This is a genomic window from Streptomyces sp. GL_140 (genome assembly GCF_057834465.1).
The window spans coordinates 5,493,202-5,519,102 of record NZ_CM174404.1; the positions used below are offsets into that span (position 1 = coordinate 5,493,202).

Consider the following 25,901-nt stretch of genomic DNA (forward strand, 5'->3'; position numbering starts at 1 on the left):
GCCCGCACGGGCACCGCACGCACCGCACCGGCACCGCACCCGCACCGCACGGGGCATCGCGCGGGTGCCCGCCCACGGCCGGGTACGCTGCCAGCTGCTCGAAGACGACCGACGAGAGGCACCTGCCCGTGACTGCCTATCTCCCCTCCGCGCGGCTGCGCCGGGCCGCCCTCGCCGGGGCCCTGTGCGCGGGCCTGGCCGTCGTAGGCACGGGGTGCGGGGCGGACCCCGACGAGGGTACGAACGGGGTCGGAAAGCTCTCCGCCGACCAGATCGAGAGCAAGGCCAAGGAGGCCGCGACGGGGGCCAAGTCGGTCCACCTGTCCGGCGTCCTCGTGAGCGGCGGCAAATCCTTCACCCTCGACATGAAGCTGGGCGCCGACGGCGGCTCCGGCGAGGTGAAGGCGCCGGACGACACCACCTTCGAGCTGCTGCGCGTGGGCTCGCAGCTCTACCTCAAGGCGGGCGCCAAGTTCTGGGGCCAGTCCGAGGCGGCCGGAAAGCTCGGCGACAAGTTCGTGAAGGTGCCCGAGGGGGACCCCTCGTACAAGCAGTTCCTCGGCTTCACCGACATGCACGTGCTCCTGGACGGGCTCCTCGGGCTCGACGGGAAGCTCACCAAGGGCGACTACACCAAGGTCGGGCACACCAGGGTCGTCCAGGTCTCGGCGGACCAGGGCAAGGGCGGCAAGGTCTCGGTGTCCCTGGAGGGCGTCCCCTACCCGCTCCTCATGGAACGCGCGGGCGGCGCCGGCCGGCTGGTCATGGAGGACTGGGGCAAGCCGGTCGAGCTGAAGCCCCCGGCGCAGGACCAGACGGTGGACTACGGGTCCCAGCTGCCGACGACCAAGGAGCAGGGGGCGAGCCCCGCGCCGTCCGCCTCCAAGGGCTCCGGCCAGGGCACCGCCCCCAAGAGCTGACCTCCGCTCCCGGCTAGCGCGCCGCCTTCTTGCGCTTGAGCAGCAGCTTGGGCAGCGCGGCCGGGACGGGCCGCCGGGTGATGGCCGGGGAGTCCAGCGGAACCGCGGCCAGCGACTCCGAGGGGAGCTCCGCCCGCACGGACTCCGGCTCCAGGCGCAGCAGCCGGCACTCCCGGGCCCACCGGTCGGTCATCTCCGCCGAGTCGGGGGCGTTGAGCCGCTTGCCCTTGAGCTCGGCCACCGCGGCCTGCCACGGCTCGCTCCCGGGCACGAGCTCCCGTACGGTCGCGGTCCACGCGACGAGCCGGCCGCCCTTGTCCTTGCTGCGTACGGTCACCTCGGCGGCCGCACCGTCCGCGAGGCCCGGGAACGGCTGCTCCCCGGGGCCGTCGCCCAGCACGTGCGCCGCGCCGTCCACCCAGGCGTGCCAGAGCCCGCGGTCGGCCCCGGAGCCACGGACCCAGATGAGGCCGGACTTCTTGGTGGCCTCCTCGACGAGGGCCAGATCGAGCGCGCTGAGAGTCATGCGCACAGGGTAGCCAGCGGCGGGTGCGCCCCCGCAGCCGGACGTCGCCGGGACGCTACAGCCAGCCGTTGCGGCGCAGGGCCCGGTGGATGGTGAAGCAGCTGCCGGCGATGGCGGCCATCACCATCGGATAGCCGTAGCGCCAGTGCAGCTCCGGCATGTTCTCGAAGTTCATCCCGTACACCCCGCAGATCATCGTCGGCACGGCGATGATCGCCGCCCAGGAGGTGATCTTGCGCATGTCCTCGTTCTGGGCGACGGACGCCTGCGCCAGGTTGGCCTGGAGGATCGAGTTCAGCAGCTCGTCGAAGCCGACGACCTGCTCGTGGACGCGCGCCAGGTGGTCGGCGACGTCGCGGAAGTACTTCTGGATGTCCGGGTCCACCAGCCGCATCGGGCGCTCGCTGAGCAGTTCCATGGGCCGCAGCAGCGGGGAGACGGCCCGCTTGAACTCCATCACCTCGCGCTTGAGCTGGTAGATGCGGCCCGCGTCGCCGCCGCGCGCACTGCCCTTGGCGGGGGCGGCGAAGACCTCGCTCTCCACCTCGTCGATGTCGTCCTGGACGGCCGAGGCGACGGCGATGTAGCCGTCGACCACGTGGTCGGCGAGGGCGTGCAGGACGGCGGAGGGACCCCGGGCCAGGAGCGCCGGGTCGTCCTGGAGGCGGTGGCGCAGCCCCCGCAGGGAGCCCTGGCCGCCGTGCCGGACGGTGATGACGAAGTCGGGGCCGGTGAAGCACATCACCTCGCCGGTCTCCACCACCTCGCTGGTGGCGGTGAGTTCGGCGTGCTCCACGTAGTGGATCGTCTTGAAGACGGTGAAGAGGGTGTCGTCGTATCGCTCCAGCTTCGGCCGCTGGTGGGCGTGGACGGCGTCCTCCACGGCGAGCGGGTGCAGTCCGAACACGGCGGCGATCCCGGCGAACTCGTCCTCGGTCGGCTCGTGCAGGCCGATCCACGCGAAACCGCCGACCTCCCGGACCTGGCGCATCGCCTCACGGGGCGTCAGGCGCCCGCCCTGCGTCGCGGACCCGCCGCGCCGCCCGTCGCGGTAGACGGCGCAGTCGACCACCGCGGTGCTCGCGGAGGGGTCGCGGGTGGTGTCGTAGCCGGGCTGTACGGGGGTGGACCGGCGCAGTGCCGGACGGACGGCGGCACGGAGGTAGGGCAGCATCGACATGGCAGGCTCCTTCTCGCGCACGGCTGCGGACCGTACGGGTGGGAGGCTTCCGCCGCGGCGGCCGGCAGGGCCCGGTCAGGCGGAAGGAAAAAGGACGGAGGACACAGTTCTGCCGTCGCTCTTCGACTGATCCGCAAGAAGGGATCAAATGGGGCGCGCGGCGCCCGTCAGCGAAGTGGAAGAGCGATTGGTACTGCACGATCGACTTCGATCCACCGCAGACCCCACCTCCTCCGGCCGGTCCCCCGTGGGGGACGTCCTGTCGCCGGAGCACTGAAACTTCTCTTCTGAGAGCGTCCCCGACCAGCGGTCAACGATATCAGCCGACGGATGGTCAAGACCCGCCCTTTACCCGGCTGATACGAGTTCTATGCTCGCTCCATGGCAGAAATTCTGGCCCTTGTGGAAGCCCGGCTGCGCAGCGCGCTCGGCGAACCCGACGCACGCGCGGCCGTCACCTTCCTGGGCACCGACCGCATCGAGGTACTCCGTTTCACGGAGGGGGACCTGGTGCGGTACGCGACCCTCGGCATGTCCGCACATCCGATGACCGATCCGACCGCGGTGGTCGCCGATCCCGTACGGGGGCCGCGCGCCGAGCTCGTGCTGACCGTACGGGGCGGACTGGCTCCCACCGACAAGCTGCTGCGGCCGCTGGCCGTACTGGCCGCGTCACCCCAGGTGGAGGGGTTGATCGTGGCCCCGGGCGCCTCGCTGGACGTGGGGGAGCCGCTCTGGGACGGGGCGGCGTTCACCTCCGTACTGGTGGCGGAGCCGGGCGGACTGGTGGAGGACGTCGACCTCGACGAGCCCATGGACCCGGTGTCCTTCTTCCCGCTCCTGCCGATGACGGCGAACGAGGCGGCGTGGAAGAGGGTGCACGGCGCGGCCGCGCTGCAGGAACGCTGGCTCGCGCGCGGCACGGATCTGCGGGACCCTCTGCGTACGGCCGTCGCACTGGACTGAAGATCCTCAACGCAACCCGGCCGCCCGGACGGGTGATCGCGTCTTGACGGGGCGCGCGGCGGGGAGGAGCGTGGCTCTGTATGAGGGGCGAACCGAGTTGCCCGAAGTGCGGTGGCCGGGTCAGGGCGCCCGGTCTCTTCGCGGACTCCTGGCAGTGCACGGTGCACGGCACGGTGCACCCCCTGCAGCCGGTGATCCCGCCGAGCGTCGAGGGTCTGAGCGTGGTGGTCAACCGGGCACAGGTCCCGGTCTGGATGCCGTGGCCGCTGCCCGTGGGATGGCTGTTCACCGGGGTCGCGTCGGCCGGTGACGACCGCAGCGGCGGCCGGGCCACGGCCGTGGCCTGCTCGGGCCCCGGCCCGCTGGGCGGCATCGGCGAGCTCGTGCTGATCGCGGAGGAGCTGGGCGTGGGCCTGGGCGCGCGGTTCGCGGGCATCGACGCCCCCGATCCGGGCCCCTTCATGAACGTCTCCGCCCCGCCGCACACCAAGGTCGTCGCCGCGGGCCGTCCGACGCCGCTGTGGCACGTGAGCGGCGTACCGGACGACCGGGCCGTCTTCGCGGGCGAGGCGCGCGGGCTGTGGCTGTGGGCCATCGTCTGGCCGGAGCAGTCGGGGCTCCTGATGTACGACGAGCTCGTCCTGACGGACCTGAGGGACGCGGGAGCCGAGGTGGAGCTCCTGCCCTGCGGGGCTCTGAGCCCGAGAATCCTCGCCTCCTGACGCGCACCTCGCACCGGTCGGCCCCGGCGGGCCTCCCGGGCTTCGGCGCGCTGCGCCGCACTCCGTCCGGCGGGTCACCCCGACGCCCGCGCCCTGCGGTGTCCGGGCGCGGGTATCCTTGAGCGTCCCCCGTCATACCCACCACCCACCTGGAGCCCGGCCGTGCGCATCGACCTGCACGCCCACTCCACGGCCTCCGACGGTACGGACACCCCCGCGCAGCTGGTCCGCAACGCGGCCGCCGGCGGGCTCGACGTGGTCGCGCTGACCGATCACGACACCGTGAGCGGCTACCGCGAGGCCATCGAGGCGCTGCCCGAGGGGCTGACCCTGGTCACCGGCGCCGAGCTGAGCTGCCGCCTCGACGGGACCGGGCTGCACATGCTCGCCTACCTCTTCGATCCCGAGGAGCCCGAGTTCTCCCGCGAGCGGGAGCTCGTGCGCGACGACCGCACCCCCCGCGCGCAGGCCATGATCGGCAAGCTCCAGGACCTCGGTGTCCCGGTCACCTGGGAGCAGGTGGCCCGGATCGCCGGCGAGGGTTCCGTGGGCCGGCCGCACATCGCCACCGCGCTGGTGGAGCTGGGCGTGGTCCCCACGGTGTCCGACGCGTTCACGCCGGCCTGGCTGGCCGACGGGGGCCGCGCGTACGCCGAGAAGCACGAGTCCGACCCCTTCGAGGCGATCCGCCTGGTCAAGGCGGCCGGCGGGGTCACCGTCTTCGCGCACCCGGCCGCGGTCAAGCGCGGCCGTTGCGTCTCCGACGACGCGATAGCGGCGCTCGCCGAAGCCGGACTCGACGGCATCGAGGTCGACCACATGGACCACGACGGCCCCACCCGCGCGCGACTGCGCGGCCTGGCCGGCGAGCTCGGTCTGCTGACCACCGGGTCCAGCGACTACCACGGCGGCCGCAAGACCTGCCGCCTCGGGGACTTCACGACCGACCCCGAGATCTACGGCGAGATCACGCGCCGTGCGACCGGGGCGTTCCCCGTCCCCGGCGCGGGTGGACGCGCACGCGCCTGACCGCTGCCACCACGTAGCGCCCGTACCCGGTACCCCCACGTGGCCGACGGCTGCCCGCGCCGCACGCCACCACGCCCTTTTTCGTAACACCCCTCTCCTGCAAGGCATCACTGTGCTCGATTTCGCCGTCTTCGGATCCCTCTTTCTCACGCTTTTTGTGATTATGGACCCCCCGGGGATCACGCCCATCTTCCTCGCCCTGACCTCCGGCCGCCCCGCCAAGGTGCAGCGCCGGATGGCCTGGCAGGCCGTCTGCGTCGCCTTCGGCGTCATCGCCGTCTTCGGCATCTGCGGCCAGCAGATCCTCAACTACCTGCACGTCTCCGTGCCGGCCCTGATGATCGCGGGCGGTCTGCTGCTCCTGCTCATCGCGCTCGACCTGCTCACGGGCAAGACCGACGAACCGAAGCAGACCAAGGACGTGAACGTCGCGCTCGTCCCGCTCGGCATGCCGCTGCTCGCCGGACCCGGTGCGATCGTGTCGGTCATCCTGGCCGTCCAGAAGGCCGACGGGTTCTCCGGCCAGCTCTCCGTGTGGTGCGCGATCGTCGCGATGCACGTCGTGCTGTGGGTGGTGATGCGCTACTCGCTCGTCATCATCCGCGTGATCAAGGACGGCGGGGTGGTCCTCGTGACGCGACTGGCGGGCATGATGCTCTCCGCGATCGCCGTCCAGCAGATCATCAACGGCGTCATCCAGGTGATCCACACCGCCTAGTGCCGCGACCGGCGCGTATGCGAACGCCCCCGTACCGATCCGGTACGGGGGCGCTCATATTTTCGGTGGCGTGTGCCAGTCGTCAGTCGGACGGTCGTCAGTTGGACGCGGTCCCGGCCGGTCGGATCAGGATGCGCTGGCCGATGGCCGCGGCCTGCTGCACGATCCGGTTGACGGAGGCCGCGTCCACGACGGTGCTGTCCACGGCAGATCCGTCGACGTCGTCCAGGCGCAGAATCTCGAAGCGCATGGGGCTTCTCCCTTCGTCGTGTTTCTCCTACGTACAGGGTTAACGAAGTGTAAGCCGCAAACATTCCCTACGCTAAGGAAATTTTTTCACTGGCTAAGTACTAGTGGGTATCGGAGTCCCCGCAGGAGTCCCAGAACCGGGCCAGGGCAGCCGCGGTGGCCGCCGGATCCTCGGCGTTCGGTGAGTGTGCCGTACCCGGGACCACTACCCGGTAAGCGCCCAGCAACCGCGCCGTGTCGTCCATCCACTCCACCGGCCACACCGGGTCCGAGGCCCCCGAGAGCACCAGCTTCGCCAGCCCGGGCGCCGCGGCCGCGAGCTCCCCGGTCCGGTCCGGCTCGCCGACCAGGGCCCGGCCGGTGACGATCAGCTGCTCCGGGACCGTCCCCACCCACCGGTCGCGCAGGAACCGTGCGAGCTCGGGGGAGTCCGGGGCCTCGTCGCGCGGATCCATGGCGCGCATCGCGGCCCAGATGCCGGGCATGTCGTCGCCCATGACCTCCAGCGCGGAGACGAGCATCTTCGTACGGGCCTGCTGGTCCTCGCAGACCGCGCCCGGACCGCTGCTCATCAGCGCGAGGCTCGCGAAGGGGGCCGGATCGCGGATCACGGCCGCCCGTGCGATCAGCCCGCCCAGCGAGTGCCCCAGCAGGTGCACCGGGCCGCCGTCGGCCACCGCCGCCGTCTGCGCGAGCACGTCCCGCGCCAGCTCCTCGAGGGCGTACGGGGCTTCCGTGCGCGGCCCGCCGCTCTCGTGCTGACCCCGCCCGTCGACGGCGACCACCCGGTACCCCGCCGCCGCCAGCGGCGCGAGGAGGCCGATGAAGTCCTCCTTGCTGCCGGTGTAGCCGGGGACCAGCAGGGCGGTGCCGCGCACCGGCCCGCCGGAGCCGAGCCCGGGGGAGGCCTCGTGCACGGCGAACTCGCCGCGCGCGGTGGTCAGGCGGTACGCACGGGCTGAGGGGGGCAGGGTGAGGCTCGGCGGCTTGCTCATGTCCCGAGGTTACCGGCCCGTAGCCCCGTACGGCAGTGCGAACCGGACGGGTCCGGGTACGCCGATGGCCCCGGCCCCCTCGGAAGGGGATCGGGGCCATCGGGCGGGCGTTACGCCTCCGGGGTCTCCACCGGAGCCGCAGCGGCCTTGCGGGTACGGGTGCGCTTCGGCTTGACCGGAGCCTCCTCGGCGGCGGCCGGGGCGGCCTCGGCCTTCGGAGCGGCGGTCTTGCGGGGCGCCCGGGTGCGCTTCGGCTTGGCCGGAGCCTCCTCGGCGACCGGCGCGGCGGGAGCCTCGACCACGGCGGCCTCGGCGACCGCGACGGCCTCCGCGGCCGGAGCGGCAGCGGCGACCTTGCGGGTCCGGGTGCGCTTCGGCTTGACCGGAGCCTCCTCGGCGACCGGCGCGGCCGGAGCCTCGACCACGGCGGCCTGGGCCACGACCGGGGCGACCGGAGCCGCGGCCTGAGCCTGGGCGGCGGGCGCCTTGCGCGGGGCGCGCACGGCGCGGCTGCGCGTCGGCCGGACGGGCTCCACCATCGGGGCCATCTGGAAGTCCGGCTCGGGCTCCACGACGAACGGGGCCAGGGGCTCCAGCGCCGCCGCGGGGGCGACGAAGGTCGCGGCGGGAGCGGCGGACCGGGTCCGGCGACGGCGCGGCTTGCGCGACTCCTCGACGGCCGGGGCCGGCACGGTCGGCGCGGCCTGTGCGGCCTGCGGAGCCTCGGCGACCGGGGTCACCGCGGCGGCCGTGGCCACGGCCTCGACGACGCCCGACTCCGAGCCACCGCGGGTGCGGCGGCGCTGGCGCGGCGTACGGGGAGCGCGCTCCTCGGCGGCCGGGGCGGCGGCGGGGGCGGCCCCACGACCGTCACGACCGCCGTCGCGGCCACCACGGCCACTGTCACGGCCGGCGTCGCGACCGCCACGGGCACCGCGGCCGCCGGTCTCGCCCAGGTCTTCCAGGTTCTCGGCCTTCAGGCCGGCCCGCGTGCGCTCGGCGCGCGGCAGGATGCCCTTGGTGCCGGCCGGGATGTTCATTTCCTCGTACAGGTGCGGGGACGTGGAGTACGTCTCCACCGGGTCGTGGAAGTCCAGCTCCAGCGCCTTGTTGATCAGCTGCCAGCGCGGGATGTCGTCCCAGTCGACCAGGGTGACGGCGATGCCCTTGTTGCCCGCGCGGCCGGTGCGGCCCACACGGTGCAGGAAGGTCTTCTCGTCCTCGGGCGTCTGGTAGTTGATGACGTGGGTGACACCCTCGACATCGATACCGCGGGCGGCGACGTCGGTGCAGACCAGCACGTCGACCTTGCCGTTGCGGAAGGCGCGCAGCGCCTGCTCGCGGGCGCCCTGGCCCAGGTCGCCGTGGACGGCGCCGGACGCGAAGCCGCGCTTCTCCAGCTGCTCCGCGATGTCGGCCGCGGTGCGCTTGGTGCGGCAGAAGATCATGGCGAGCCCGCGGCCTTCGGCCTGCAGGATGCGGGAGACGAGCTCCGGCTTGTCCATGTTGTGCGCGCGGAAGACGTGCTGCGCGATGTTCGCGACCGTCACGCCCTCGCCCTCCGGAGAGGTGGCGCGGATGTGCGTCGGCTGCGTCATGTACCGGCGGGCCAGGCCGATGACCGCGCCCGGCATGGTCGCCGAGAACAGCATGGTCTGACGCTTCGGCGGCAGGTAGTTGATGATCTTCTCGACGTCGGGCAGGAAGCCCAGGTCGAGCATCTCGTCGGCCTCGTCGAGGACGAGGGCGCGGATGTGCGACAGGTCGAGCTTCTTCTGCCCGGCCAGGTCGAGCAGGCGGCCCGGGGTGCCGACGATGATGTCGACGCCCTTCTTGAGCGCCTCGACCTGGGGCTCGTACGCGCGGCCGCCGTATATGGCGAGGACGCGGACGTTGCGGACCTTGCCCGCGGTCAGGAGGTCGTTGGTGACCTGGGTGCACAGCTCGCGGGTCGGGACCACCACGAGGGCCTGCGGGGCGTCGGTCAGCTGCTCGGGCTTGGCCCGGCCCGCCTCGACGTCCGCGGGGACGGTGACCCGCTCCAGCAGGGGAAGGCCGAAACCGAGCGTCTTGCCGGTACCGGTCTTGGCCTGGCCGATGACGTCCGTGCCGGAGAGGGCGACGGGGAGGGTCATCTCCTGGATCGGGAAGGGGGACACAATGCCGACGGCCTCAAGGGCTTCGGCCGTCTCGGGGAGGATCCCGAGGTCTCGGAACGTAGTCAGGGTGCTGCCTCTTCTGTGAGACGCGGCGCGAGGCGGCGAAGGGGGTCGTACCGTGCCGGGCTTGCAGTGGTTCGCCCACCCAAGTTCTGGGGGAGCCGTGCAAAGCTGCGCGGGACCACGAGCCTTCGCTCAGGCGCTTTATGCCGCTGAGGGGGCCCCTCGTGGGAGGCGGCACGTATGAACGTACGCTTCACGCCGAGGGCGGTCGGGTGGAGCCGATCGGGCCACCGACCGGGCATCCTCATTCGGATGGCCCGCCGAGTGTTCGGCAGGCGCATTACCACTGTACCCCGGAATCTCGCAGCTGTGTCGGGTGAATTCATCAGGTAGGCGCGTTTACGTGGACTGAGCAGGTGGTTCGCGGTGCCTTTCGGCGAGCTATTGTGCGGAGCATGTCGACCGTTGAAAACGCATCGCCCGCCGACGGCAGCGCCCCCGCAGAGGCGGCCGGAATCGCCGCCCAGGACTGGGCCACGGCCTCCGCATCGCCGCAGTACAAGGCTGCTGTGGTCGATCTCCTCGGGGCGCTCGCGTACGGCGAACTCGCGGCCTTCGAACGCCTCGCGGAGGACGCGAAGCTCGCGCCCACCCTCGGCGACAAGGCCGAGCTCGCGAAGATGGCCTCCGCCGAATTCCACCACTTCGAGAGGCTCCGCGACCGCCTCGCCGCAATCGACGCGGACCCCACCGCGGCCATGGAGCCCTTTGCGAAGGGCGTGGACGACTTCCACCGCCAGACCGCGCCGTCGGACTGGCTGGAAGGCCTGGTCAAGGCCTACGTCGGCGACTCGATCGCCAGTGACTTCTACCGCGAGGTCGCCACGCACCTCGACACCGACACCCGCGGGCTCGTCGTGAGCGTGCTGGACGACACGGGCCACGGCGGTTTCGCCGTCGAGAAGGTCCGCGCCGCCATCGAGGCCGACCCGCGCTGCGGCGGCCGGCTCGCGCTGTGGGCCCGCCGGCTGATGGGCGAGGCGCTGTCGCAGGCGCAGCGCGTGGTCGCCGAGCGCGACGCGCTCTCCACCATGCTGGTCGGCGGAGTCGACGGCATGGCCGCCGGCTTCGACCTCGCGGCCGTCGGCGAGATGTTCACCCGCATCACCAAGGCACACACCAAGCGCATGGCGGCCCTGGGCCTCGCGGCCTGACCCGCCCCCGTACATACAGCTGTACATATGCCGGCCCCGGTGCGGGATCATCCCGCACCGGGGCCGGCGTACGTCGTCAGTGGTGTCTTCAGGGCCCGGGGTCATCGGGGCCGGGGTCGTCCGGGCCGCGCCGCCGGTCAGCCCCGCGTCGGAACCGAAAACGGAGTCCGGGTGGACGGCCTCCCGGGCAGCTGGGCCGGGCGCAGCAAGAGGGACAGGACCACCGCGGAGACCAGCACCCCGCCGATGAAGGTCGCGAGCAGGGTGTTGTGCCCGGGGCCCAGGGACGTGTGCGTCAGGTACGCCCCGAAGAGCGCTCCCGCGACCCCGCTCACCAGCACCGTCCTCGGTGAGGGCAGCCGCTGGGCGAGCACTCGGACGGCCGCCCCGGACAGGGCCAGGCCCAGAAGAGCGGAGCCAAGCGCCTCGATCAGCAGCATGGGGGATCCTCCCAAAGCGACGGGGGCGTACGCGGGTGGTGCCTCAACTGGCTCCTACCCGAAGCGGAGGACACGGAAACGGCCCGGTGGAGTCATCCACCGGGCCGCTCGCGGACGTTCTCGGGGCGCTGCTCAGAGCGCGCCGAAACCGACCTTCCGCGCGCTGGGCTCGCCCAGGTCGACGTACGACAGGCGGTCGGACGGCACCAGGACCTTGCGGCCCTTGATGTCCGTGAGGCTGAGCAGCGGCGCCGAGCCGGACAGGGCGGCGGTGACGATGCTCTCCAGCTCCTCGGCGCTCAGGTCGCTCTCAAGCACGATCTCCCGGGGTGCGTGCTGCACGCCGATCTTGACCTCCACGGCCTTGTCCCTCCGACGGTCCGGTTCGCGCGATCTGCCGCGCCGTTACCCGGTCCACATTAGCCCGGAGAGACGAGGTGTCCGCCGCAGGGCGGACACGCTCGCAGCGAACAGCACGCCGGTCAGGGCCGAACCGGCCCCGCCCGACCTCCTGCCGGGCCGTCCTCGCGGACGTCCGTTCAGACGTGAGTTCAGACGTCTGTTCAGACGTCCGTGGGGTGCAGCGGGAAACCGGCGATTCCACGCCACGCCAGCGAGGTCAGCAGCCCCACCGCCGTGTCACGGGCGACCGGGCTCTCGCTCGACAGCCAGTACCGGGCCACGACCTGCGAGACCCCGCCCAGACCGACGGCCAGCAGCATCGACTCGTCCTTGGACAGGCCGGTGTCCTCGGCGATGACGTCGGAGATGGCCTCCGCGCACTGGAGCGAGACGCGGTCGACGCGCTCGCGCACGGCCGGCTCGTTCGTCAGGTCCGACTCGAAGACCAGCCGGAAGGCCCCGCCCTCGTCCTGGACGTAGGCGAAGTAGGCGTCCATGGTCGCGGCGACGCGCATCTTGTTGTCGCTCGTGGAAGCGAGTGCGGTGCGGACGGCGAGCAACAGGGACTCGCAGTGCTGGTCCAGCAGCGCCAGGTAGAGGTCGAGCTTCCCCGGGAAGTGCTGGTACAGCACCGGCTTGCTGACACCGGCGCGCTCGGCGATGTCGTCCATCGCCGCGGCGTGGTAACCCTGCGCGACGAATACTTCCTGGGCCGCGCCCAGGAGCTGGTTGCGCCGGGCCCGGCGCGGAAGTCGCGTGCCCCGCGGACGCGCTGCCTCGGTCTGCTCGATGGCTGTCACGCCGCCTCCCACTTTCTCTAGAACACAGTGCGCCTTGCGCCGCGCCGCCATCGTACTTTTCGGTAACCGAATCTGGAGGGTCCAAGCCGAGTTTTCTCGCGGTACGGACCTCCGGTAACCCGCCGGAGATGCTGGTCAGCGCAAGGCCGGCGGGATTCGGCCGCGGCTCAGCGGTAGTCGTCCTCGTCCAGGGCGACCACTCGGGCCTGCTCCGCGGTATCGGCGGCGCCGGCTTCGCGGAGGCCGAGGCCGGTGAGCGGGTCGTCCTCGACCGGGCTCAATTCGGTGTTCTGCTCAGCCGCGTCGGCCTCGGGGGCTTCCGCGTCGAGGGATTCCCGCAGCTCCGCCCGGAAGGTGTCCGGTTCCGCAGGGTCGACAGTCATGGGGCACCCCTTTCCACCTATGAGCCTAGGAGGATCGCGGATACCCCGCTACGCGGCCTTCCAAGCACCTGTGACGCCGAACACAACAAGCCGGGCGTGATCCTCTCGTAACATTGCCCCCATGTCTTCGACCGAGCTGCCGGGTGTACGGTCCACCGCCGAGTCGTCTCCCCAGGTGGGAGCCGTGCGGATGGCCGAAGGGGAGCAGCTGCGCACCGACCGGCTCCCCGGTCTGGAACTTGCCGTACGGGTCCGTCCGCCGGTTCGGGCCGGCCTGCCGCCCGCACTATTCGTACACGGGCTCGGCGGGTCCTCGCAGAACTGGTCCGCCCTGATGGCCCGGCTCGCCGACTCCGTCGACGGCGAGGCCCTCGACCTGCCGGGCTTCGGCTGGTCCCCGCCGCCCGCGGACCGGGACTACTCCGTCACCGGGCTCGCGCGGGCCGTCATCCGCCACCTCGACGCCGCCGGGCGCGGGCCGGTGCACCTGTTCGGCAACTCCCTGGGCGGAGCCGTCTCCACCCGGGTCGCGGCCGCCCGCCCCGACCTGGTGAGCACGCTGACGCTGATCTCACCGGCCCTGCCGGAACTGCGGGTGCAGAAGTCGGCCGTGCCGACGGCGCTGCTCGCCGTACCGGGCATGGCCGGCTTCGTCGACCGCCTCACCCGGGGTCTGAGCGCCGAACAGCGCACCCGGGGGGTGACGGAGCTCTGTTACGGGGACCCCTCACGGGTGACGCCGGAGGCGTTCGCGGCGGCCGTCGAGGAGATGGAACGCCGGATCGCGCTGCCGTACTTCTGGGACGCGCTGACCCGTTCCTCGCGCGGCATCGTCGACGCCTACACCCTCGGTGGCCAGCACGGACTGTGGAGGCAGGCGCAGCGGGTACTGGCTCCGACGCTGCTGGTCTACGGTGGCCGGGACCAGTTGGTCTCGTACCGAATGGCCCGCAAGGCCGCGGCGTCCTTCCGGGGTTCGCGGCTGCTGAGTCTGCCCGAGGCCGGGCACGTGGCGATGATGGAGTACCCCGAGGTGGTCGCGGCCGCCTTCCGGGAGCTGCTGGAGGACTCCGGCGGCGTGCGCGACACCGCGCCGGACCGGGATCCGGACCGGGACACCGACAACGAAGACGGCAAGGGCTGAGGACACCGTGGGACGACATAGTCGCAAGGACCCTGCCCCGGCCGCCGCCTCCGGCCCAGCCGGGGGCCCCGGCCAAGGCCACGGCCCCGGCGGGGGCCTTGGCGTGCTCCGTCCGGAACCGGCCGGGCAGCCGGCCGCTCCGGCCCAGGCGCATGCCCAGGCCTATGCCCAGGCACCTGGCCGGCCCCTGCCCCGGCTCCCGCCGCGGGTCCCGCTCCCGCAGGTTGGCCCGAGCCTTCCGCCGCCCATCGGGGGCACGTGCCCCCGTCCCGCCCCGGGCAGGGGTTCGGCGCGCGCGGCGGACACCCCGAGCAGCGCGAGTCCGGCGGCGCCTGGGGCGCCGGGTCCGCGCCCGGGTCCCCCGCCGCCTCCGTGTACGGGGACTGGCGCGGGGCGCCGCGCGGTCGGTCCTCCGCGGGTACGGCCACCGCGGCGGCGGTCCGGGACGGCGACACCCCGGCCTTCGGCACTCCCGCGGTCGGCTTCCCCCGGATCGACCTGGAATCGCCCCTGACGGCCACGGGCTCGCACCGCCGGGTCTCGGTGCCCGGAGCCGCCGAACCCGTCGAAAGCCTCGTCACCGCGACGGGCTCGCACCGCCGGATCTCCGTCCGCGAACTCGTCGAGCCCGCCGAAAGCCCCGTCACCGCCACCGGTTCCCACCGCCGGGTCTCCGTGCCCGCGTTCGAGGACGAGGCCTTCACCTCCACCGGCTCGCACCGCAGGATCCCGGGGCCCCGTACCCCGGTCGCCCCGGTCGAGGAGCCGCCGGCCGGGTCCTCGCGCGGCCTCAAGGTGCGCACGTACACCGGCATGGCCGCCGCGGCCGTCACCACCGTGCTCGCCGTGGTCGTCGCGGGCCAGGTGGCCTCCGAGGGCGACACCGGCAAGAGCGACGCGCGCGCCGCCGCCGAGGGCTCCGGCAGCCGCACCGCCCAGGGGAACTCCGCGGCCTCCCGCTCCGACGGCCGTCCGACCCCGGAGGGCTCCGCGGGGGCCAACGCCCCCGCGGTGGAGCTCTCGTACGAGCAGAAGATGGCGCAGCGGTTCCCGATCGACGAGAAGCTGAAGGGGCCGGGCACCTTCGACACCGTGCCCGGAGTGGCGCCCGCGCCCGGCAAGGGCCAGGTGATCCGCTACCGGGTCGATGTGGAGCAGGGGCTCGGTCTGGACCCGCAGCTGTTCGCCGAGGCCGTCCAGCGCACCCTCAACGACGACCGCAGCTGGGGCCACGGCGGTACGAAGACCTTCGAGCGGGTGCCGGGCGGCGAGGCCGATTTCGTGATCACGCTGGCCAGTCCCGGGACCACCGGGGTCTGGTGCGCGAAGTCGGGGCTCGACACCACCGTCGACAACGTCTCCTGCGATTCCGCGAACACCAACCGCGTGATGATCAACGCGTACCGCTGGGCCCAGGGCTCGGTCACCTACGGCGCCGACCTGATGCTCGCCTACCGCCAGATGCTGATCAACCACGAGGTCGGCCACCGGCTCGGACACGGGCACGTCAGCTGCCAGACTCCGGGCGCGCTCGCGCCGATCATGCAGCAGCAGACCAAGTCCCTGGACATCAACGGAATCCAGTGCAAGCCCAACCCGTGGGTGTTCCCCGGGAGTTGACGGGCCGCGTTGACAAGCTGTCCGATGGTCGGTAATTGTTCTCCGCATGTCGCACCATCACACCACCGCCGCGAGCGCCGCCATTGAGCTGGCGCTGCTCGGTGTGACCGCGCACAGCGTGGCCGACATCTTCTGTCGCTGACGCCTCCCTGAGCGCGCGCGACCTTCTCCATCCCGTTTTCGCGCCGCGCCCGGGGCCTTCTCCTGCCCGCAGGCGCGGCTCCTTCTCGTTCCTCCGTTCTTGCCGTCGGCACGCCGCCGACCGCTCTGACGTCGATCACGACCGTCGCTCCTCGCGTGGCCTGCTCCGCATTCCGCATTCAGCATCCTGAATCCTTTGCACGCCGAGAGGTCGTTTTCCCATGCTTTCCGCCGGTTCTGCCCGCCATCAGACAGCACGCCGCCTGGCCGTGGTCGCCGTGAGCCTCGTCCTGGCCGGGGGTGCCGCGGCCTGCGGACCCAAGGACGGTTCGGACAGGGCCGCGGAGAAGGCCGGCGCCCCGGGCGCCGGGGGTGCGCCGCAGAAGGGCGGCACCCTCACCGTCCTCAACGCCGAACCGCAGAACGACTTCGACCCCGCCCGGCTCTACACCTCCGGCGGCGGAAACGTTCCTTCGCTCGTCTTCCGCACCCTGACCACCCGCAACCGCGAGGCCGGACCGGCCGGCACCAAGGTGGTGCCCGACCTGGCCACCGACCTCGGCAAGGCCAACGCCGACGCCACGGAGTGGACGTACACGCTCAAGGACGGGCTGAAGTACGAGGACGGCTCGCCGATCACCACCGCCGACATCAAGTACGGCATCGAGCGCTCCTTCGCCGCCGAACTCTCGGGCGGGGCCCCGTACCTGCGCGACTGGCTGGTCGGCGGGGAGACCTACGAAGGCCCGTACAAGGACGGCGGCAAGGGGCTCGACTCGATCGTCGTGCCCGACGCGAAGACGATCGTCTTCAAGCTGCGCAAGCCCGAGGGGGAATTCCCCTTCCTCGCCACGCAGACCCAGTTCGCGCCCGTACCCAAGGCCAAGGACACCGGGGTCAAGTACGAGGAGCACCCCGTCTCCTCCGGCCCGTACAAGGTCGCCAAGAACGAGAACGACGGCGAGCACCTCACCCTGGAGCGCAACGAGAACTGGGACGAGAAGACCGACGAGGAGCGCAAGGCCTACCCGGACAGGATCGACGTCCGGTCCGGACTCGACGCGGCGGTCATCAACCAGCGCCTCTCCACCAGCTCCGGCGCCGACGCGGCCGCCGTCACCACCGACACGAACCTCGGCCCCGCCGAACTCGCGCAGATAGGCGACAACAAGGAGCTCGCGGGCCGGGTCGGCACCGGGCACTTCGGCTACATCAACTACCTCGCCTTCAACCCGAAGGTGGCCCCCTTCGACAACCCGAAGGTGCGCCAGGCCATCTCCTTCGCGATCAACCGCACCAGCGTGATCAACGCGGCCGGCGGCTCCGCGCTCGCCGAGCCCGCCACCACCTTCCTCCCCGAGCAGGAGGCCTTCGGCTTCACCAAGTACGACCACTTCCCGGCGGGGAAGACCGGAGACCCGGCCAAGGCCAAGGAGCTGCTGGCCGAAGCGGGCTACAAGGACGGGCTGAGCATCACCCTCACCCACTCCACCGCGCAGAACCGCCAGACCAGCCCCGAGGTGGCCACGGCCGTCCAGCAGGCGCTCGCCGCCGCCGGGATCACCGTCAAGCTGGAGGGGCTGGAGAACAACGCCTTCAACGAGAAGCGCTGGGACGCCAAGAACACCCCCGGCTTCTTCCTCTCCCGCTGGGGCGCCGACTGGCCGTCCGGCGCACCCTTCCTCGCGCCGATCTACGACGGCCGCCAGATCGTCACCAACGGCACCAACTACAACCACGCGCAGCTCAACGACCCGGCGGTCAACACCGAGATCGACGAGATCGCCAAGCTGACCGACCTCGCGGCGGCCGGCAAGCGCTGGGGCGCGCTCGACAAGAAGATCGGCGAGCAGGCACTCGACGTGCCGCTCTTCCACCCGGTCTACAAGCGGATCGTCGGCAAGGACGTCAAGAACGTCGTGATCAGCGACTGGACCGGCGTCCTCGACATCTCGCAGGTCTCCGTCAAGTGACCCTCACCGCCCACCCGTCGGCGTCCGTGCCCGGGGTCACCGCCCCGGGTCCGGGCGCCGGACGGCAGGTCTGGCGGCGGCTGCGCGCACGGCCCTCGGCCGTGGCGGCCGCCGCCGTCCTCGCACTCCTCGTCCTCCTCGCCCTCGCCGCGCCGCTGCTCGCGCAGCTCGCCGGCCAGGACCCGAACACCTACCACGACGAGCTCGTGGACTCCGCGCGCGGCGGTGTGCCCCTCGGCTCCTTCGGCGGGATCTCCGGCGAACACTGGCTCGGCGTCGAGCCCGGCACCGGCCGCGACCTCTTCACCCGGCTGTTCTACGGCGCCCGGATCTCGTTGCTCGTCGCACTCGGCGCCACCGTCGTGCAGGTCTGCATCGGCGTGGCCGCCGGGCTGGCCGCCGCCCTCGGCAACCGCTTCGTCAGCGGGCTGATCGGCCGCCTCACCGATGTGCTGATCGCCCTGCCGATGCTCGTGCTCGCGATCGCGCTGACCGCCGTCGTGCCGGCCGACTTCCCGCGCCCGCTGCTGCTGATCCTCGTCATCGGCCTGCTCGACTGGGGTGCCACCGCCCGCCTGGTGCGCGCCCAGACCCTGGCCCTGAAGGGGCTGGACTTCGTCGACGCCGCCCGGCTCTCGGGCAGCGGCACGCTGCGGATCGCCCGCCGCGAACTGCTGCCCTCGCTGGCCGCGCCCGTCATCACCCTCGCCGCGATCAAGGTCCCCACCAACATGGTGATCGAGGCCTCGCTCTCCTTCCTCGGCGTCGGAGTGAAGCCGCCGACGCCCTCCTGGGGGCAGATGCTCTCCAGCGCCCAGACCTGGTTCCGCGCCGACCCCACCTACGTGCTGCTCCCCGCCGGGCTGCTCTTCGTCACCGTGCTCGCCTTCACCGTCCTCGGCGACGCCGTCCGCACGGCCCTCGACCCGCGCGCGGGCTCGCGCCTGCGGGTCGGCACCCGAAAGGAGCGCACGGCGTGACCCGCTTCGCACTCAAACGGACCGGCGGCGCACTGCTCGTGCTGCTCACCCTGTCCGTCCTGATCTACGCCCTCTTCTACCTCGCCCCCGGCGACCCCGCCCGCCTCGCCTGCGGGGAGCGCTGCAACCCGGTGCAGATCGCCCAGGTGCGCGAACAGCTCGGGCTGAACGAGTCGGCGCCCGCGCAGTACCTGCACTTCCTCCAGGGGCTGCTGACGGGCCGGGACTACTCCGGCGGCGCCGGGGTCGTCCTGCACTGCGACGCGCCCTGCCTCGGATTCTCGTACCAGAACGACCAGCAGGTCACCGAGCTGATCCTGCAGCGGCTGCCCGCCACCCTGTCGCTGGCGCTGGGCGCCCTGGTGATCTGGCTCGTGATAGGCGTCGGCACCGGACTGCTGTCCGCGCTGCGCCGGGGCGGCCTCACCGAACGGGCGCTGACCGTGCTCACCCTCGCCGCCACCGGAACCCCGGTCTTCATCCTCGGACTGCTGCTGCTCATGGCCGTCTGCGCCTACCTCCAGTGGCTGCCGTTCCCGACGTACGTGGCCTTCGGCGACGATCCCGAGCAGTGGGCCTGGAACCTGCTGCTGCCCTGGGTGACCCTCGGCTTCTTCGAGAGCGCCAAATACGCCCGGCTGACCCGCAGTTCCACCTTGGAGACCCTCGCCGAGGACCACATCCGCACCTTCCGCGCCTACGGGGTGGGGGAGCGGGCCATCGTGACCCGGCACGCCGTGCGCGGCGCGGTGGCCCCGGTGATCGCGCTCAGCGCAGTGGACTTCGGCACGATGATCGGCGGAGCCGTGCTGACCGAATCGCTGTTCGGGATCCCCGGACTCGGCAAGACCCTGATCGACGGGGTCCGGGTGGTGGACCTGCCCGTGGTGGTGGGCGTGGTCCTCGCCATCGGCACGGCCGTGGTGCTCGCGGGCGTCGTCGCCGACCTGCTGTACGCCGTCGCGGACCGAAGGGTGGCCCTGTCATGACAGCCGAACCGCTGGTGGAGGTGACCGACCTCGCCGTCGACTTCCCGGTCGGCGGACCGGGCGAGTACGTACGGGCCGTGGACGGGGTCTCCTTCGTCCTGGAGCCGGGGCGCGCCCTGGGCATCGTGGGGGAGTCCGGAAGCGGCAAGTCCACCGTCGCGGCAGCCCTGTTGGGACTGCACCACGGAACCGGTGCGCGGCTCGGCGGAACTGTCCGGGTCGGCGGCGCCGACGTGGGCGCCGCCACCCCGGCCGAGCTCCGGGAACTGCGCGGGGCCGTCGCCGCCATGGTCTTCCAGGACCCCCTGAGCTCCCTCGACCCGTACTACGCCGTCGGCGATCAGATAGCCGAGGTGTACCGGATCCACGCGGGCGGCTCCCGTCGGGCGGCCCGCGCGCGGGCGGTCGAGGTGCTGGACCGGGTCGGCATCCCCGACGCCGTACGCCGCTCCCGGGCGCGACCGCACGAGTTCAGCGGCGGCATGCGGCAACGGGCGCTGATCGCGATGGCGTTGGCGTGTGAGCCGCGGCTGCTGATCGCGGACGAGCCGACGACTGCGCTGGACGTCACGGTGCAGGCGCAGATCCTCGACCTGCTGCACGACCTGCGGCGGGAGCGGGGACTCGGCCTGGTGCTGGTCACGCACGACGTGGGCGTGGCGGCGGAGAGCGTGGACGAGCTGCTGGTCATGCGGGATGGCTGCGCCGTGGAGCGGGGGGCGGTGGCCGAGGTGCTGGCCGCGCCTTCGGTCGCTTACACCAAGGCCCTGCTGGCGGCGGTGCCGAGGCTGGACGCGGTGCGGGTGCCCCGGCCGGGGGGTTCACGGGCCCTGCCCGTACCCGCGCCTCAAACGCCGGCGGGGCTGGATGGGCTGGATGGGCCGGCCGGGCTGGGGTTGGGCGAACCCGTCGTCGAGGCGTTCGCGTTGCGGAAGGAGTTCGGGCGGGGGAAGCGGAGGGTGGCTGCCGTCGGCGGGGTTTCGCTAGCCGTGCGCGCGGGGGAGACGCTGGGCGTCGTCGGGGAGAGCGGCAGCGGCAAGAGCACGCTCGGGCGGATGCTCGTCGGACTGCTGGAGCCCAGCTCCGGCCAGGTCCGCCACGACGGCCGGGAGGCCGCGGGGGTGGCGTCCGGGGTCCAGATGGTGTTCCAGGACCCGGTGTCCTCGCTCAACCCGCGCCGCTCGATCGGCGAGTCCATCGCCGATCCGCTGCGCGTGCCGGGGGCGGCCGGGAGGCGTGACGAGGCCGCGGTCCGGGCCCGGGTCGGCGAACTGCTGGTCCGCGTCGGGCTGGAAGCCGCGCACTACGACCGCTACCCGCACGAGTTCAGCGGCGGCCAGCGCCAGCGGGTCGGCATCGCCCGCGCGCTCGCGCCCCGGCCCCGCCTGATCGTCTGCGACGAACCCGTCTCCGCCCTCGACGTGACCACGCAGGCGCAGGTCACCGGCTTGCTGGCCGAGCTCCAGCGGGAGCTGGGCATCGCGCTGGTCTTCATCGCCCACGACCTCGCGGTGGTGCGGCAGGTCAGCGACCGGGTCGCCGTCATGCGGGGCGGAGTGATCGTGGAGGAGGGCCCGGTGGACGAGGTCTACGACCGCCCGGCGCACGCCTACACCCGCCGGCTGCTCGCCGCCGTACCCGCCCTCGACCCGGCCCTGGCCGCCGAGCGGCGGCTCGGGCGGCGCCGTCCCGAGGCGGCCCTGACGCTGCACTAGTACTTCTTAGCGTGCTCGAACGCGAACCGTACTGGAAAGTTACGACTCTTCACCCCTTCCGGTGGCGCGACGGACAACCGTCCGTCGCGCCTTCGGCATATCCGCTTGAGTTCAATCCGGCGGGTCGCCGGACCGACGACGACCGCCTGCAACGGGAGATCGGGGGTGCCACTCGTGCGGATCGGACTGCTCACGGAAGGTGGTTATCCGTATGCGACGGGGGAAGCGAGGCTGTGGTGCGACCGGCTCGTGCGCGGGCTCCCGCAGCACGAGTTCGAGCTCTACGCCCTGAGCCGCAGCGCCGAGCAGGAGGAGCGCGGCCGGGTCCCGCTGCCCGCCCACGTCACCCGGGTGCTGACCGCCCCGCTGTGGGCCCCCGCCGACGACGGCCGCAGCTACGGGCGCCGCGAGCGCCGCCGCTTCGCCGCCGCCTTCACGGAACTGGTCCGGGGGATCTGCGGCGCCGACGCCGACCGGTTCGCGGACGGCCTGTACGGACTGGCCGAACTCGCCGGGGAACAAGGCGGGTTGTACGCGGCACTGCGCTCCGAGACGGCCGTACGGGCGGTGGAGTCCGCCTGTCGCGCGCCGGGAGCGAGCAGGACCGTACAGCGGGTGCAGGTCGCGGACCTGCTGGAGTTCGTGGACGAACTGGAGCGGCTGCTGCGCCCGTTGTCCCTGGACTGGTACGAGCAGCTCCGCGAGGTCGACGTCTGCCACGCGGCCGCGGGCGGGGTGGCGGCGCTCCCCGGCCTGCTGGCCAAACGCTTCTTCGGAGTACCGCTCCTGGTCACCGAGTACGGGGTCCAGCTCCGGGCCCACTACCTGGAGCAGCCGGCGCAGGACGAGCGGCCGGCCGTACGGGCCCTGCTCGCCGCCTTCCACACCCGGCTGGCCGGGGAGATCTACGCCCAGGCCGACCTGCTCACCCCCGGCAACGCGCACGCCCGACGCTGGCAGGAACGCTGCGGGGCACCGCGCGAGCGGCTGCGGACGGTCTACCCCGGGATGGAGGCGGACCGATTCGCCGCCGTCGGCGAGGACACCTCCTGCGGGGACCCCGACACGATCGTGTGGATCGGCCGGGTCGAGCCCGCCAAGGACCTGATCGCCCTCCTCCACGCCTTCGCCGAGATGCGCAGGTCCGAACCGGGCGCACGGCTGCGGATCTTCGCGACCTCGGTCGCCGCGGGCGAGGCCTCGGTCCAGTACCTCGCCGACTGCCGCTCGCTCGCCGCCCAGCTCTTCCCCGACGAGGCCGCCGACGCCCACGCGGTGGGCGAGAACCCGGTCACCTTCGAGGTGATCGGCGCCCCCGGGGTCCCGTCCGCGGCCGACGCGTACGGCGCCGGGCGGGTCGTGGTGCTCTCCTCCGTCATCGAGGGCTTCCCGATCACCCTGGTGGAAGCGATGTTCTGCGGCCGCGCCACCGTCTCCACCGATGTCGGCGCCGTCTGCGAGGTGATCGGAGGGACCGGGCTCGTGGTGCCGCCGCGCAACCCGCGAGCGCTCGCCGAGGCCTGCGTGACGCTGCTGCGCGACCCCGAGCGGGCCCAGCGGCTCGGGGCCGCCGCCCGGGCGCGGGCCATGGAGCTCTTCACCGTCGAGCAGAACATCGACGCCTTCCAGGAGTCCTACCTGTGGCTGCTGGCCCGGGGCCCGGCCCGCCCCGACGGCGCCGGCACCGGAGTCCCCTTCGAGCAGCCCCCCGAAGCCCGCGTCCCGGGCCACTGGGCCACCCCGACCTGGGCCGCCCCGCCGGCGAGCGCTCCCCTCACGAGTTCGGAGGTCCCGGGATGACCGTTCCCCTGGACGAAGCCGTCCCCGTCGATCCGTCCCCGCGGCGCAGGCCCCGGGCGGGCGGGGATCCCGTCAAGGCGCTGCTCCACCAGCACCGGGAACTGTGCGAACGCGCCGTGGACAGCCTGGAGATAGCGGCCGGGCTGGAGGCGCACGGGATCACCGACCGCACCGCTGCCCGGTTCCGCCACCGGGACGTCTTCTCCCTCGCGGAAGAGCTCTACGCCCGGACCCCCCGCGCCCAGGCTCCGCCCGTCCCGCTCGCCGGGATCCCGGTCGACCCCCGGGCGGTACGGGGCTTCGGCTGTGCGCTGCTGCCCGGGGCCCTGGCCCTCGGAGCTGCCGCCGCCGGGGTGCCCTGGGCCGGAGCCCTGGCGGCGGCCGCCACCGTCGCCTCCCTCGGGTGGCCGGGCCGGGCCGCCGGGGGCCGGTTCCCCGCCGCCGTTTACCTGCTGGCCGCCGTCGTCGTGGGCTGGGCCGTCCTGCTCCACGGCACCCCGCTCGCCGTGGCCCTCGCCGTGGCCGTCGCACCCGGGCACCTGGCCGGCGCCGTCTTCGCGGCCAGGGCCCGGCGCAGGGTCGCCGGCAGCCGGGCCCTGGAGGACTTCGCCTACGGGGTGCGGCCACTGCTGCTGGGCACGGTGCTGCTGTTCGGCGCGGCCGCCGCGGGGGCGGCCGCGCTGGCCGGAGCCCCGTACGCCGTCGCCGTACCGCTCGCGGTGCTGCTGTTCCTGACCCGGCTGATGCTCGGCCACGGCGCCCCGCGCCCGGCCGTCGCGGCGGGCCTGGCCCTCGCTCTTCTCCCGATCCCGGCGGCATCGTTCGCCGCCGCAGCGGTACTTCTCGTACCCGCCGTCCTCGCCCTGTCGCGGGCTTCCGCGCATGCGCGTTCCTGAGCCCTTCGGAAGCCGACACCGAAGAGCCGTACCCCCTACCGACCCATCCCACCAGCAAGGAGAAACAGGACATGACCGGCCAGCCAACCAACCAAGGGGCCGCGCGATGAGGGTGCTGCTGATCGGAGCCAACGGATACCTCGGCCGCTACGTGGCGGACCGCCTGCTCGCCGACCCGGCGGTGCAGCTGACCGCGCTCGGCCGGGGTGACGACGCCGACGTCCGGTTCGACCTCGCCACCGGCAGTCCCGGCGCGCTCACCCGGTTCCTCGACGCCGTCCACCCGGGCGTGGTCATCAACTGCGCGGGCGCCACCCGCGGCGGCGCCCGGGAGCTCACCCGGCACAACACCGTCGCCGTCGCCACCATCTGCGAGTCGTTGCGCCGCAGCGGCTGCGGCGCCCGGCTGGTCCAGCTCGGCTGCGCCGCCGAGTACGGCCCCAGCCAGCCCGGATCGTCCACGGCCGAGGACGCCGTGCCCAGACCGGGCGGACCGTACGGGGTGAGCAAACTGGCCGCCACCGAACTGGTGCTGGGCTCCGGGCTCGACGCCGTGGTCCTGCGGATCTTCTCGCCCGTCGGCCCCGGCACCCCGGCCGGGTCCCCGCTCGGGCGGCTCGCCGAGGCCATGCGGCGCGCGATGCAGGCCGGGGACGGCGAGCTCAAGCTCAGCGGGCTCGGTGTCCAGCGCGACTTCGTCGACGTACGGGACGTGGCGCGGGCGGTGCACGCCGCCTCGCTTTCCGCGGCCCAGGGCGTGGTCAACATCGGCACCGGGCGGGCGGTCCGGCTGCGCGACGCGGCTGCCGTCCTGGCGCGGGTCGCCGGGTACGCGGGCTCCCTGCACGAGCTCGACGTCCCGCAGCACGGGCAGCAGTACGGCCAGCACGGGCTCGGGGGCCGGCCGCAGGGGCTCGCCACCATCGGCTCCCCGCGCTCCGAGGCCACCGCCGAGCAGTTGGCGGCGGCCCAGGCCGCGCAGCCCCCGTACCCCTACCCGGACGGCTGCGGAGCCTGGCAGCAGGCGGACGTCCGTACCGCCCGCGACCGGCTCGGCTGGCGGCCCAGGATCAACCTGGAGGAGTCCCTCGCGGACATCTGGATGGAGGCGGCGTGCCGCATCTGAGCACCCCGGCGGCCGCGGCGGCCACCGGGACGGGCCGCCTCGGCCTCGGTGTCCCCGGGTACGCGCATCCGCTGCTCGCCCCCGTGGAGTGGGCCGAGCTGACCCGGCCCGGCACTCCGCTTCACTGGGCCGTGCTCAACGTCGCGGACGGGCCGGGCGCCCGGCCCGACCCGCACTGCACCGAGGCGGCCGCGAGGCTCCGCGGTGCGGGCGGCGTGGTCCTCGGCCATCTCGCGATGCGGGACGGGGAGCGGTCCTTCGGGGAGTTGGTCTCCGACGCCCACCGCTTCCGCGACTGGTACCGGGTCGGCGGCTTCTACCTCGCCGAAGCCCCGTCGGGGCCGGAGGAACTGGCCTCCGTGCGCCGGGTCGTGGACACCCTGCGGGGGCTCGGCGACGGGCTGCGGATCGTCCTCGGACAGGGCACCCACCCGTGCGAGGGCTACGCGGAGACCGCCGACCAGCTGGTCACCTTCTCCGGGACCTGGGCCGACTACCGCTGGTCGCAGGTGGCCGAGTGGACGGCGGACCATCCGCCGGAGCGGTTCTGCCACCTGGTCCACGGGGTGCCCCGCACGCACCTGGAGGAGGCGGTCCGGATCGCCCGCTGGCAGGGGGCCGGAACCATCTGGTTCACCGACCGGCGCGGTGCCGGCGACCGCGACCCGTGGGCCTCGATGCCCGGGTACTGGGACGAAATCGTCTCGCGGATCGGGACAGGTGTCTCGGAATGAAAGGGTGCGTGGCAGTGTTGTGGGGAGAGTAACCAACCGTGGTCCCCGCGCATGCGGGGATGATCCCCATCTCCGGA

The 25,901-nt window shown here is 72.8% G+C and carries 26 protein-coding genes; 17 read left to right on the plus strand and 9 right to left on the minus strand.

Annotation, left to right across the window (positions count from 1 at the left end):
- Positions 1-128 precede the first annotated feature (128 nt).
- Complete coding sequence (locus tag AC3IYJ_RS25620) at positions 129-920, plus strand: hypothetical protein (protein WP_489397091.1); 792 nt, start codon at positions 129-131, stop codon at positions 918-920.
- Positions 921-933: 13 nt separating this feature from the next.
- Here AC3IYJ_RS25620 and AC3IYJ_RS25625 read toward each other — a convergent pair whose 3' ends face one another.
- On the minus strand, positions 934-1,446 hold the full coding sequence (locus tag AC3IYJ_RS25625) for a hypothetical protein (protein ID WP_489397092.1): 513 nt from the start codon (positions 1,444-1,446) through the stop codon (positions 934-936).
- A 55-nt stretch (positions 1,447-1,501) separates the two neighbouring features.
- On the minus strand, positions 1,502-2,626 hold the full coding sequence (locus tag AC3IYJ_RS25630) for a magnesium and cobalt transport protein CorA (protein WP_489397093.1): 1,125 nt from the start codon (positions 2,624-2,626) through the stop codon (positions 1,502-1,504).
- A gap of 381 nt (positions 2,627-3,007) precedes the next feature.
- Here AC3IYJ_RS25630 and AC3IYJ_RS25635 point away from each other — a divergent pair, with 381 nt between their 5' ends.
- The 4 genes from AC3IYJ_RS25635 (at position 3,008) to AC3IYJ_RS25650 (ending at position 6,061) form a co-directional block, all read left to right on the plus strand.
- A complete protein-coding gene (locus AC3IYJ_RS25635; RefSeq protein ID WP_489397094.1) occupies positions 3,008-3,592 on the plus strand; it encodes a suppressor of fused domain protein in 585 nt (194 codons plus the stop codon).
- A gap of 80 nt (positions 3,593-3,672) precedes the next feature.
- Positions 3,673-4,314 (plus strand): DUF6758 family protein, encoded by a 642-nt coding sequence (locus AC3IYJ_RS25640; protein ID WP_489397095.1) that lies wholly within the window; start codon positions 3,673-3,675, stop codon positions 4,312-4,314.
- A gap of 162 nt (positions 4,315-4,476) precedes the next feature.
- The gene (locus AC3IYJ_RS25645) at positions 4,477-5,343 is read left to right on the plus strand and encodes a PHP domain-containing protein (protein WP_489397096.1); all 867 of its coding nucleotides are present in this window, start codon (positions 4,477-4,479) and stop codon (positions 5,341-5,343) included.
- 112 nt (positions 5,344-5,455) lie between these two features.
- Positions 5,456-6,061, plus strand: coding sequence for a MarC family protein (locus AC3IYJ_RS25650; RefSeq protein ID WP_489397097.1), 606 nt, complete (start codon positions 5,456-5,458; stop codon positions 6,059-6,061).
- A gap of 97 nt (positions 6,062-6,158) precedes the next feature.
- Here AC3IYJ_RS25650 and AC3IYJ_RS25655 read toward each other — a convergent pair whose 3' ends face one another.
- The 3 genes from AC3IYJ_RS25655 to AC3IYJ_RS25665 form a co-directional block, all read right to left on the minus strand.
- Positions 6,159-6,311, minus strand: a complete 153-nt coding sequence (locus tag AC3IYJ_RS25655) for a hypothetical protein (protein WP_489397098.1) — start codon at positions 6,309-6,311, stop codon at positions 6,159-6,161.
- Between the two features lie 100 nt (positions 6,312-6,411).
- Positions 6,412-7,305: an alpha/beta fold hydrolase gene (locus AC3IYJ_RS25660; protein ID WP_489397099.1), complete on the minus strand. Its 894-nt coding sequence runs from the start codon at positions 7,303-7,305 to the stop codon at positions 6,412-6,414.
- A 110-nt stretch (positions 7,306-7,415) separates the two neighbouring features.
- Positions 7,416-9,440 (minus strand): DEAD/DEAH box helicase, encoded by a 2,025-nt coding sequence (locus AC3IYJ_RS25665; protein ID WP_489397100.1) that lies wholly within the window; start codon positions 9,438-9,440, stop codon positions 7,416-7,418.
- 482 nt (positions 9,441-9,922) lie between these two features.
- Between AC3IYJ_RS25665 and AC3IYJ_RS25670 the strand changes: the two genes are divergently transcribed.
- Positions 9,923-10,681 (plus strand): ferritin-like fold-containing protein, encoded by a 759-nt coding sequence (locus tag AC3IYJ_RS25670; protein WP_330298430.1) that lies wholly within the window; start codon positions 9,923-9,925, stop codon positions 10,679-10,681.
- A 137-nt stretch (positions 10,682-10,818) separates the two neighbouring features.
- Here the strand turns inward: AC3IYJ_RS25670 and AC3IYJ_RS25675 are convergent, their stop codons facing one another.
- From AC3IYJ_RS25675 to AC3IYJ_RS25690, 4 genes are all read right to left on the minus strand, one after another.
- Positions 10,819-11,121, minus strand: a complete 303-nt coding sequence (locus tag AC3IYJ_RS25675; protein ID WP_489397101.1) for a hypothetical protein — start codon at positions 11,119-11,121, stop codon at positions 10,819-10,821.
- 132 nt (positions 11,122-11,253) lie between these two features.
- Positions 11,254-11,481: a DUF3107 domain-containing protein gene (locus AC3IYJ_RS25680; protein WP_330298432.1), complete on the minus strand. Its 228-nt coding sequence runs from the start codon at positions 11,479-11,481 to the stop codon at positions 11,254-11,256.
- A gap of 203 nt (positions 11,482-11,684) precedes the next feature.
- The gene (locus AC3IYJ_RS25685; RefSeq protein WP_330298433.1) at positions 11,685-12,323 is read right to left on the minus strand and encodes a TetR/AcrR family transcriptional regulator; all 639 of its coding nucleotides are present in this window, start codon (positions 12,321-12,323) and stop codon (positions 11,685-11,687) included.
- Positions 12,324-12,490: 167 nt separating this feature from the next.
- Positions 12,491-12,706 carry a hypothetical protein gene (locus AC3IYJ_RS25690; RefSeq protein ID WP_489397102.1) on the minus strand — a complete coding sequence of 72 codons (216 nt, stop codon included), beginning with the start codon at positions 12,704-12,706 and terminating at the stop codon, positions 12,491-12,493.
- A gap of 121 nt (positions 12,707-12,827) precedes the next feature.
- Here AC3IYJ_RS25690 and AC3IYJ_RS25695 point away from each other — a divergent pair, with 121 nt between their 5' ends.
- From AC3IYJ_RS25695 to AC3IYJ_RS25745, 11 genes are all read left to right on the plus strand, one after another.
- Positions 12,828-13,850 carry an alpha/beta fold hydrolase gene (locus AC3IYJ_RS25695; RefSeq protein WP_489397103.1) on the plus strand — a complete coding sequence of 341 codons (1,023 nt, stop codon included), beginning with the start codon at positions 12,828-12,830 and terminating at the stop codon, positions 13,848-13,850.
- Between the two features lie 258 nt (positions 13,851-14,108).
- Positions 14,109-15,470 (plus strand): DUF3152 domain-containing protein, encoded by a 1,362-nt coding sequence (locus AC3IYJ_RS25700; protein WP_489397104.1) that lies wholly within the window; start codon positions 14,109-14,111, stop codon positions 15,468-15,470.
- A gap of 46 nt (positions 15,471-15,516) precedes the next feature.
- Positions 15,517-15,612: an Ms4533A family Cys-rich leader peptide gene (locus AC3IYJ_RS25705; protein WP_330298437.1), complete on the plus strand. Its 96-nt coding sequence runs from the start codon at positions 15,517-15,519 to the stop codon at positions 15,610-15,612.
- A gap of 220 nt (positions 15,613-15,832) precedes the next feature.
- Complete coding sequence (locus tag AC3IYJ_RS25710; protein ID WP_489397105.1) at positions 15,833-17,584, plus strand: ABC transporter substrate-binding protein; 1,752 nt, start codon at positions 15,833-15,835, stop codon at positions 17,582-17,584.
- Positions 17,581-18,564, plus strand: a complete 984-nt coding sequence (locus AC3IYJ_RS25715) for an ABC transporter permease (RefSeq protein WP_489397106.1) — start codon at positions 17,581-17,583, stop codon at positions 18,562-18,564. The genes AC3IYJ_RS25710 and AC3IYJ_RS25715 overlap by 4 nt, the downstream gene beginning before the upstream one ends.
- Entirely contained in the window at positions 18,561-19,553 is a 993-nt protein-coding gene (locus tag AC3IYJ_RS25720) for an ABC transporter permease (protein WP_489397107.1), read from the plus strand. The genes AC3IYJ_RS25715 and AC3IYJ_RS25720 overlap by 4 nt, the downstream gene beginning before the upstream one ends.
- Positions 19,550-21,268, plus strand: coding sequence for a dipeptide ABC transporter ATP-binding protein (locus AC3IYJ_RS25725; RefSeq protein ID WP_489397108.1), 1,719 nt, complete (start codon positions 19,550-19,552; stop codon positions 21,266-21,268). The genes AC3IYJ_RS25720 and AC3IYJ_RS25725 overlap by 4 nt, the downstream gene beginning before the upstream one ends.
- A gap of 174 nt (positions 21,269-21,442) precedes the next feature.
- Complete coding sequence (gene pelF, locus AC3IYJ_RS25730; protein WP_489402927.1) at positions 21,443-23,068, plus strand: GT4 family glycosyltransferase PelF; 1,626 nt, start codon at positions 21,443-21,445, stop codon at positions 23,066-23,068.
- A complete protein-coding gene (locus AC3IYJ_RS25735; protein ID WP_489397109.1) occupies positions 23,065-23,964 on the plus strand; it encodes a hypothetical protein in 900 nt (299 codons plus the stop codon). The genes pelF and AC3IYJ_RS25735 overlap by 4 nt, the downstream gene beginning before the upstream one ends.
- A 106-nt stretch (positions 23,965-24,070) precedes the next feature.
- On the plus strand, positions 24,071-25,090 hold the full coding sequence (locus AC3IYJ_RS25740) for an SDR family oxidoreductase (protein ID WP_489397110.1): 1,020 nt from the start codon (positions 24,071-24,073) through the stop codon (positions 25,088-25,090).
- Positions 25,078-25,824, plus strand: coding sequence for a spherulation-specific family 4 protein (locus tag AC3IYJ_RS25745; RefSeq protein ID WP_489397111.1), 747 nt, complete (start codon positions 25,078-25,080; stop codon positions 25,822-25,824). The genes AC3IYJ_RS25740 and AC3IYJ_RS25745 overlap by 13 nt, the downstream gene beginning before the upstream one ends.
- The last annotated feature ends 77 nt before the right edge of the window (positions 25,825-25,901 follow it).

What these genes read in the sequence shown, in the direction of transcription:
- AC3IYJ_RS25735 (WP_489397109.1), top strand. Translation starts at nt 23,065, where the DNA reads ATGACCGTTCCCCTGGACGAAGCCGTCCCCGTCGATCCGTCCCCGCGG.
- AC3IYJ_RS25635 (WP_489397094.1), top strand. Translation starts at nt 3,008, where the DNA reads ATGGCAGAAATTCTGGCCCTTGTGGAAGCCCGGCTGCGCAGCGCGCTC.
- AC3IYJ_RS25665 (WP_489397100.1), bottom strand. Translation starts at nt 9,440, where the DNA reads ATGACCCTCCCCGTCGCCCTCTCCGGCACGGACGTCATCGGCCAGGCC.
- AC3IYJ_RS25710 (WP_489397105.1), top strand. Translation starts at nt 15,833, where the DNA reads ATGCTTTCCGCCGGTTCTGCCCGCCATCAGACAGCACGCCGCCTGGCC.
- AC3IYJ_RS25660 (WP_489397099.1), bottom strand. Translation starts at nt 7,305, where the DNA reads ATGAGCAAGCCGCCGAGCCTCACCCTGCCCCCCTCAGCCCGTGCGTAC.
- AC3IYJ_RS25630 (WP_489397093.1), bottom strand. Translation starts at nt 2,626, where the DNA reads ATGTCGATGCTGCCCTACCTCCGTGCCGCCGTCCGTCCGGCACTGCGC.
- AC3IYJ_RS25675 (WP_489397101.1), bottom strand. Translation starts at nt 11,121, where the DNA reads ATGCTGCTGATCGAGGCGCTTGGCTCCGCTCTTCTGGGCCTGGCCCTG.
- AC3IYJ_RS25655 (WP_489397098.1), bottom strand. Translation starts at nt 6,311, where the DNA reads ATGCGCTTCGAGATTCTGCGCCTGGACGACGTCGACGGATCTGCCGTG.
- AC3IYJ_RS25690 (WP_489397102.1), bottom strand. Translation starts at nt 12,706, where the DNA reads ATGACTGTCGACCCTGCGGAACCGGACACCTTCCGGGCGGAGCTGCGG.
- AC3IYJ_RS25695 (WP_489397103.1), top strand. Translation starts at nt 12,828, where the DNA reads ATGTCTTCGACCGAGCTGCCGGGTGTACGGTCCACCGCCGAGTCGTCT.
- AC3IYJ_RS25740 (WP_489397110.1), top strand. Translation starts at nt 24,071, where the DNA reads ATGAGGGTGCTGCTGATCGGAGCCAACGGATACCTCGGCCGCTACGTG.
- AC3IYJ_RS25625 (WP_489397092.1), bottom strand. Translation starts at nt 1,446, where the DNA reads ATGACTCTCAGCGCGCTCGATCTGGCCCTCGTCGAGGAGGCCACCAAG.
- AC3IYJ_RS25640 (WP_489397095.1), top strand. Translation starts at nt 3,673, where the DNA reads ATGAGGGGCGAACCGAGTTGCCCGAAGTGCGGTGGCCGGGTCAGGGCG.
- AC3IYJ_RS25725 (WP_489397108.1), top strand. Translation starts at nt 19,550, where the DNA reads ATGACAGCCGAACCGCTGGTGGAGGTGACCGACCTCGCCGTCGACTTC.
- AC3IYJ_RS25705 (WP_330298437.1), top strand. Translation starts at nt 15,517, where the DNA reads ATGTCGCACCATCACACCACCGCCGCGAGCGCCGCCATTGAGCTGGCG.
- AC3IYJ_RS25670 (WP_330298430.1), top strand. Translation starts at nt 9,923, where the DNA reads ATGTCGACCGTTGAAAACGCATCGCCCGCCGACGGCAGCGCCCCCGCA.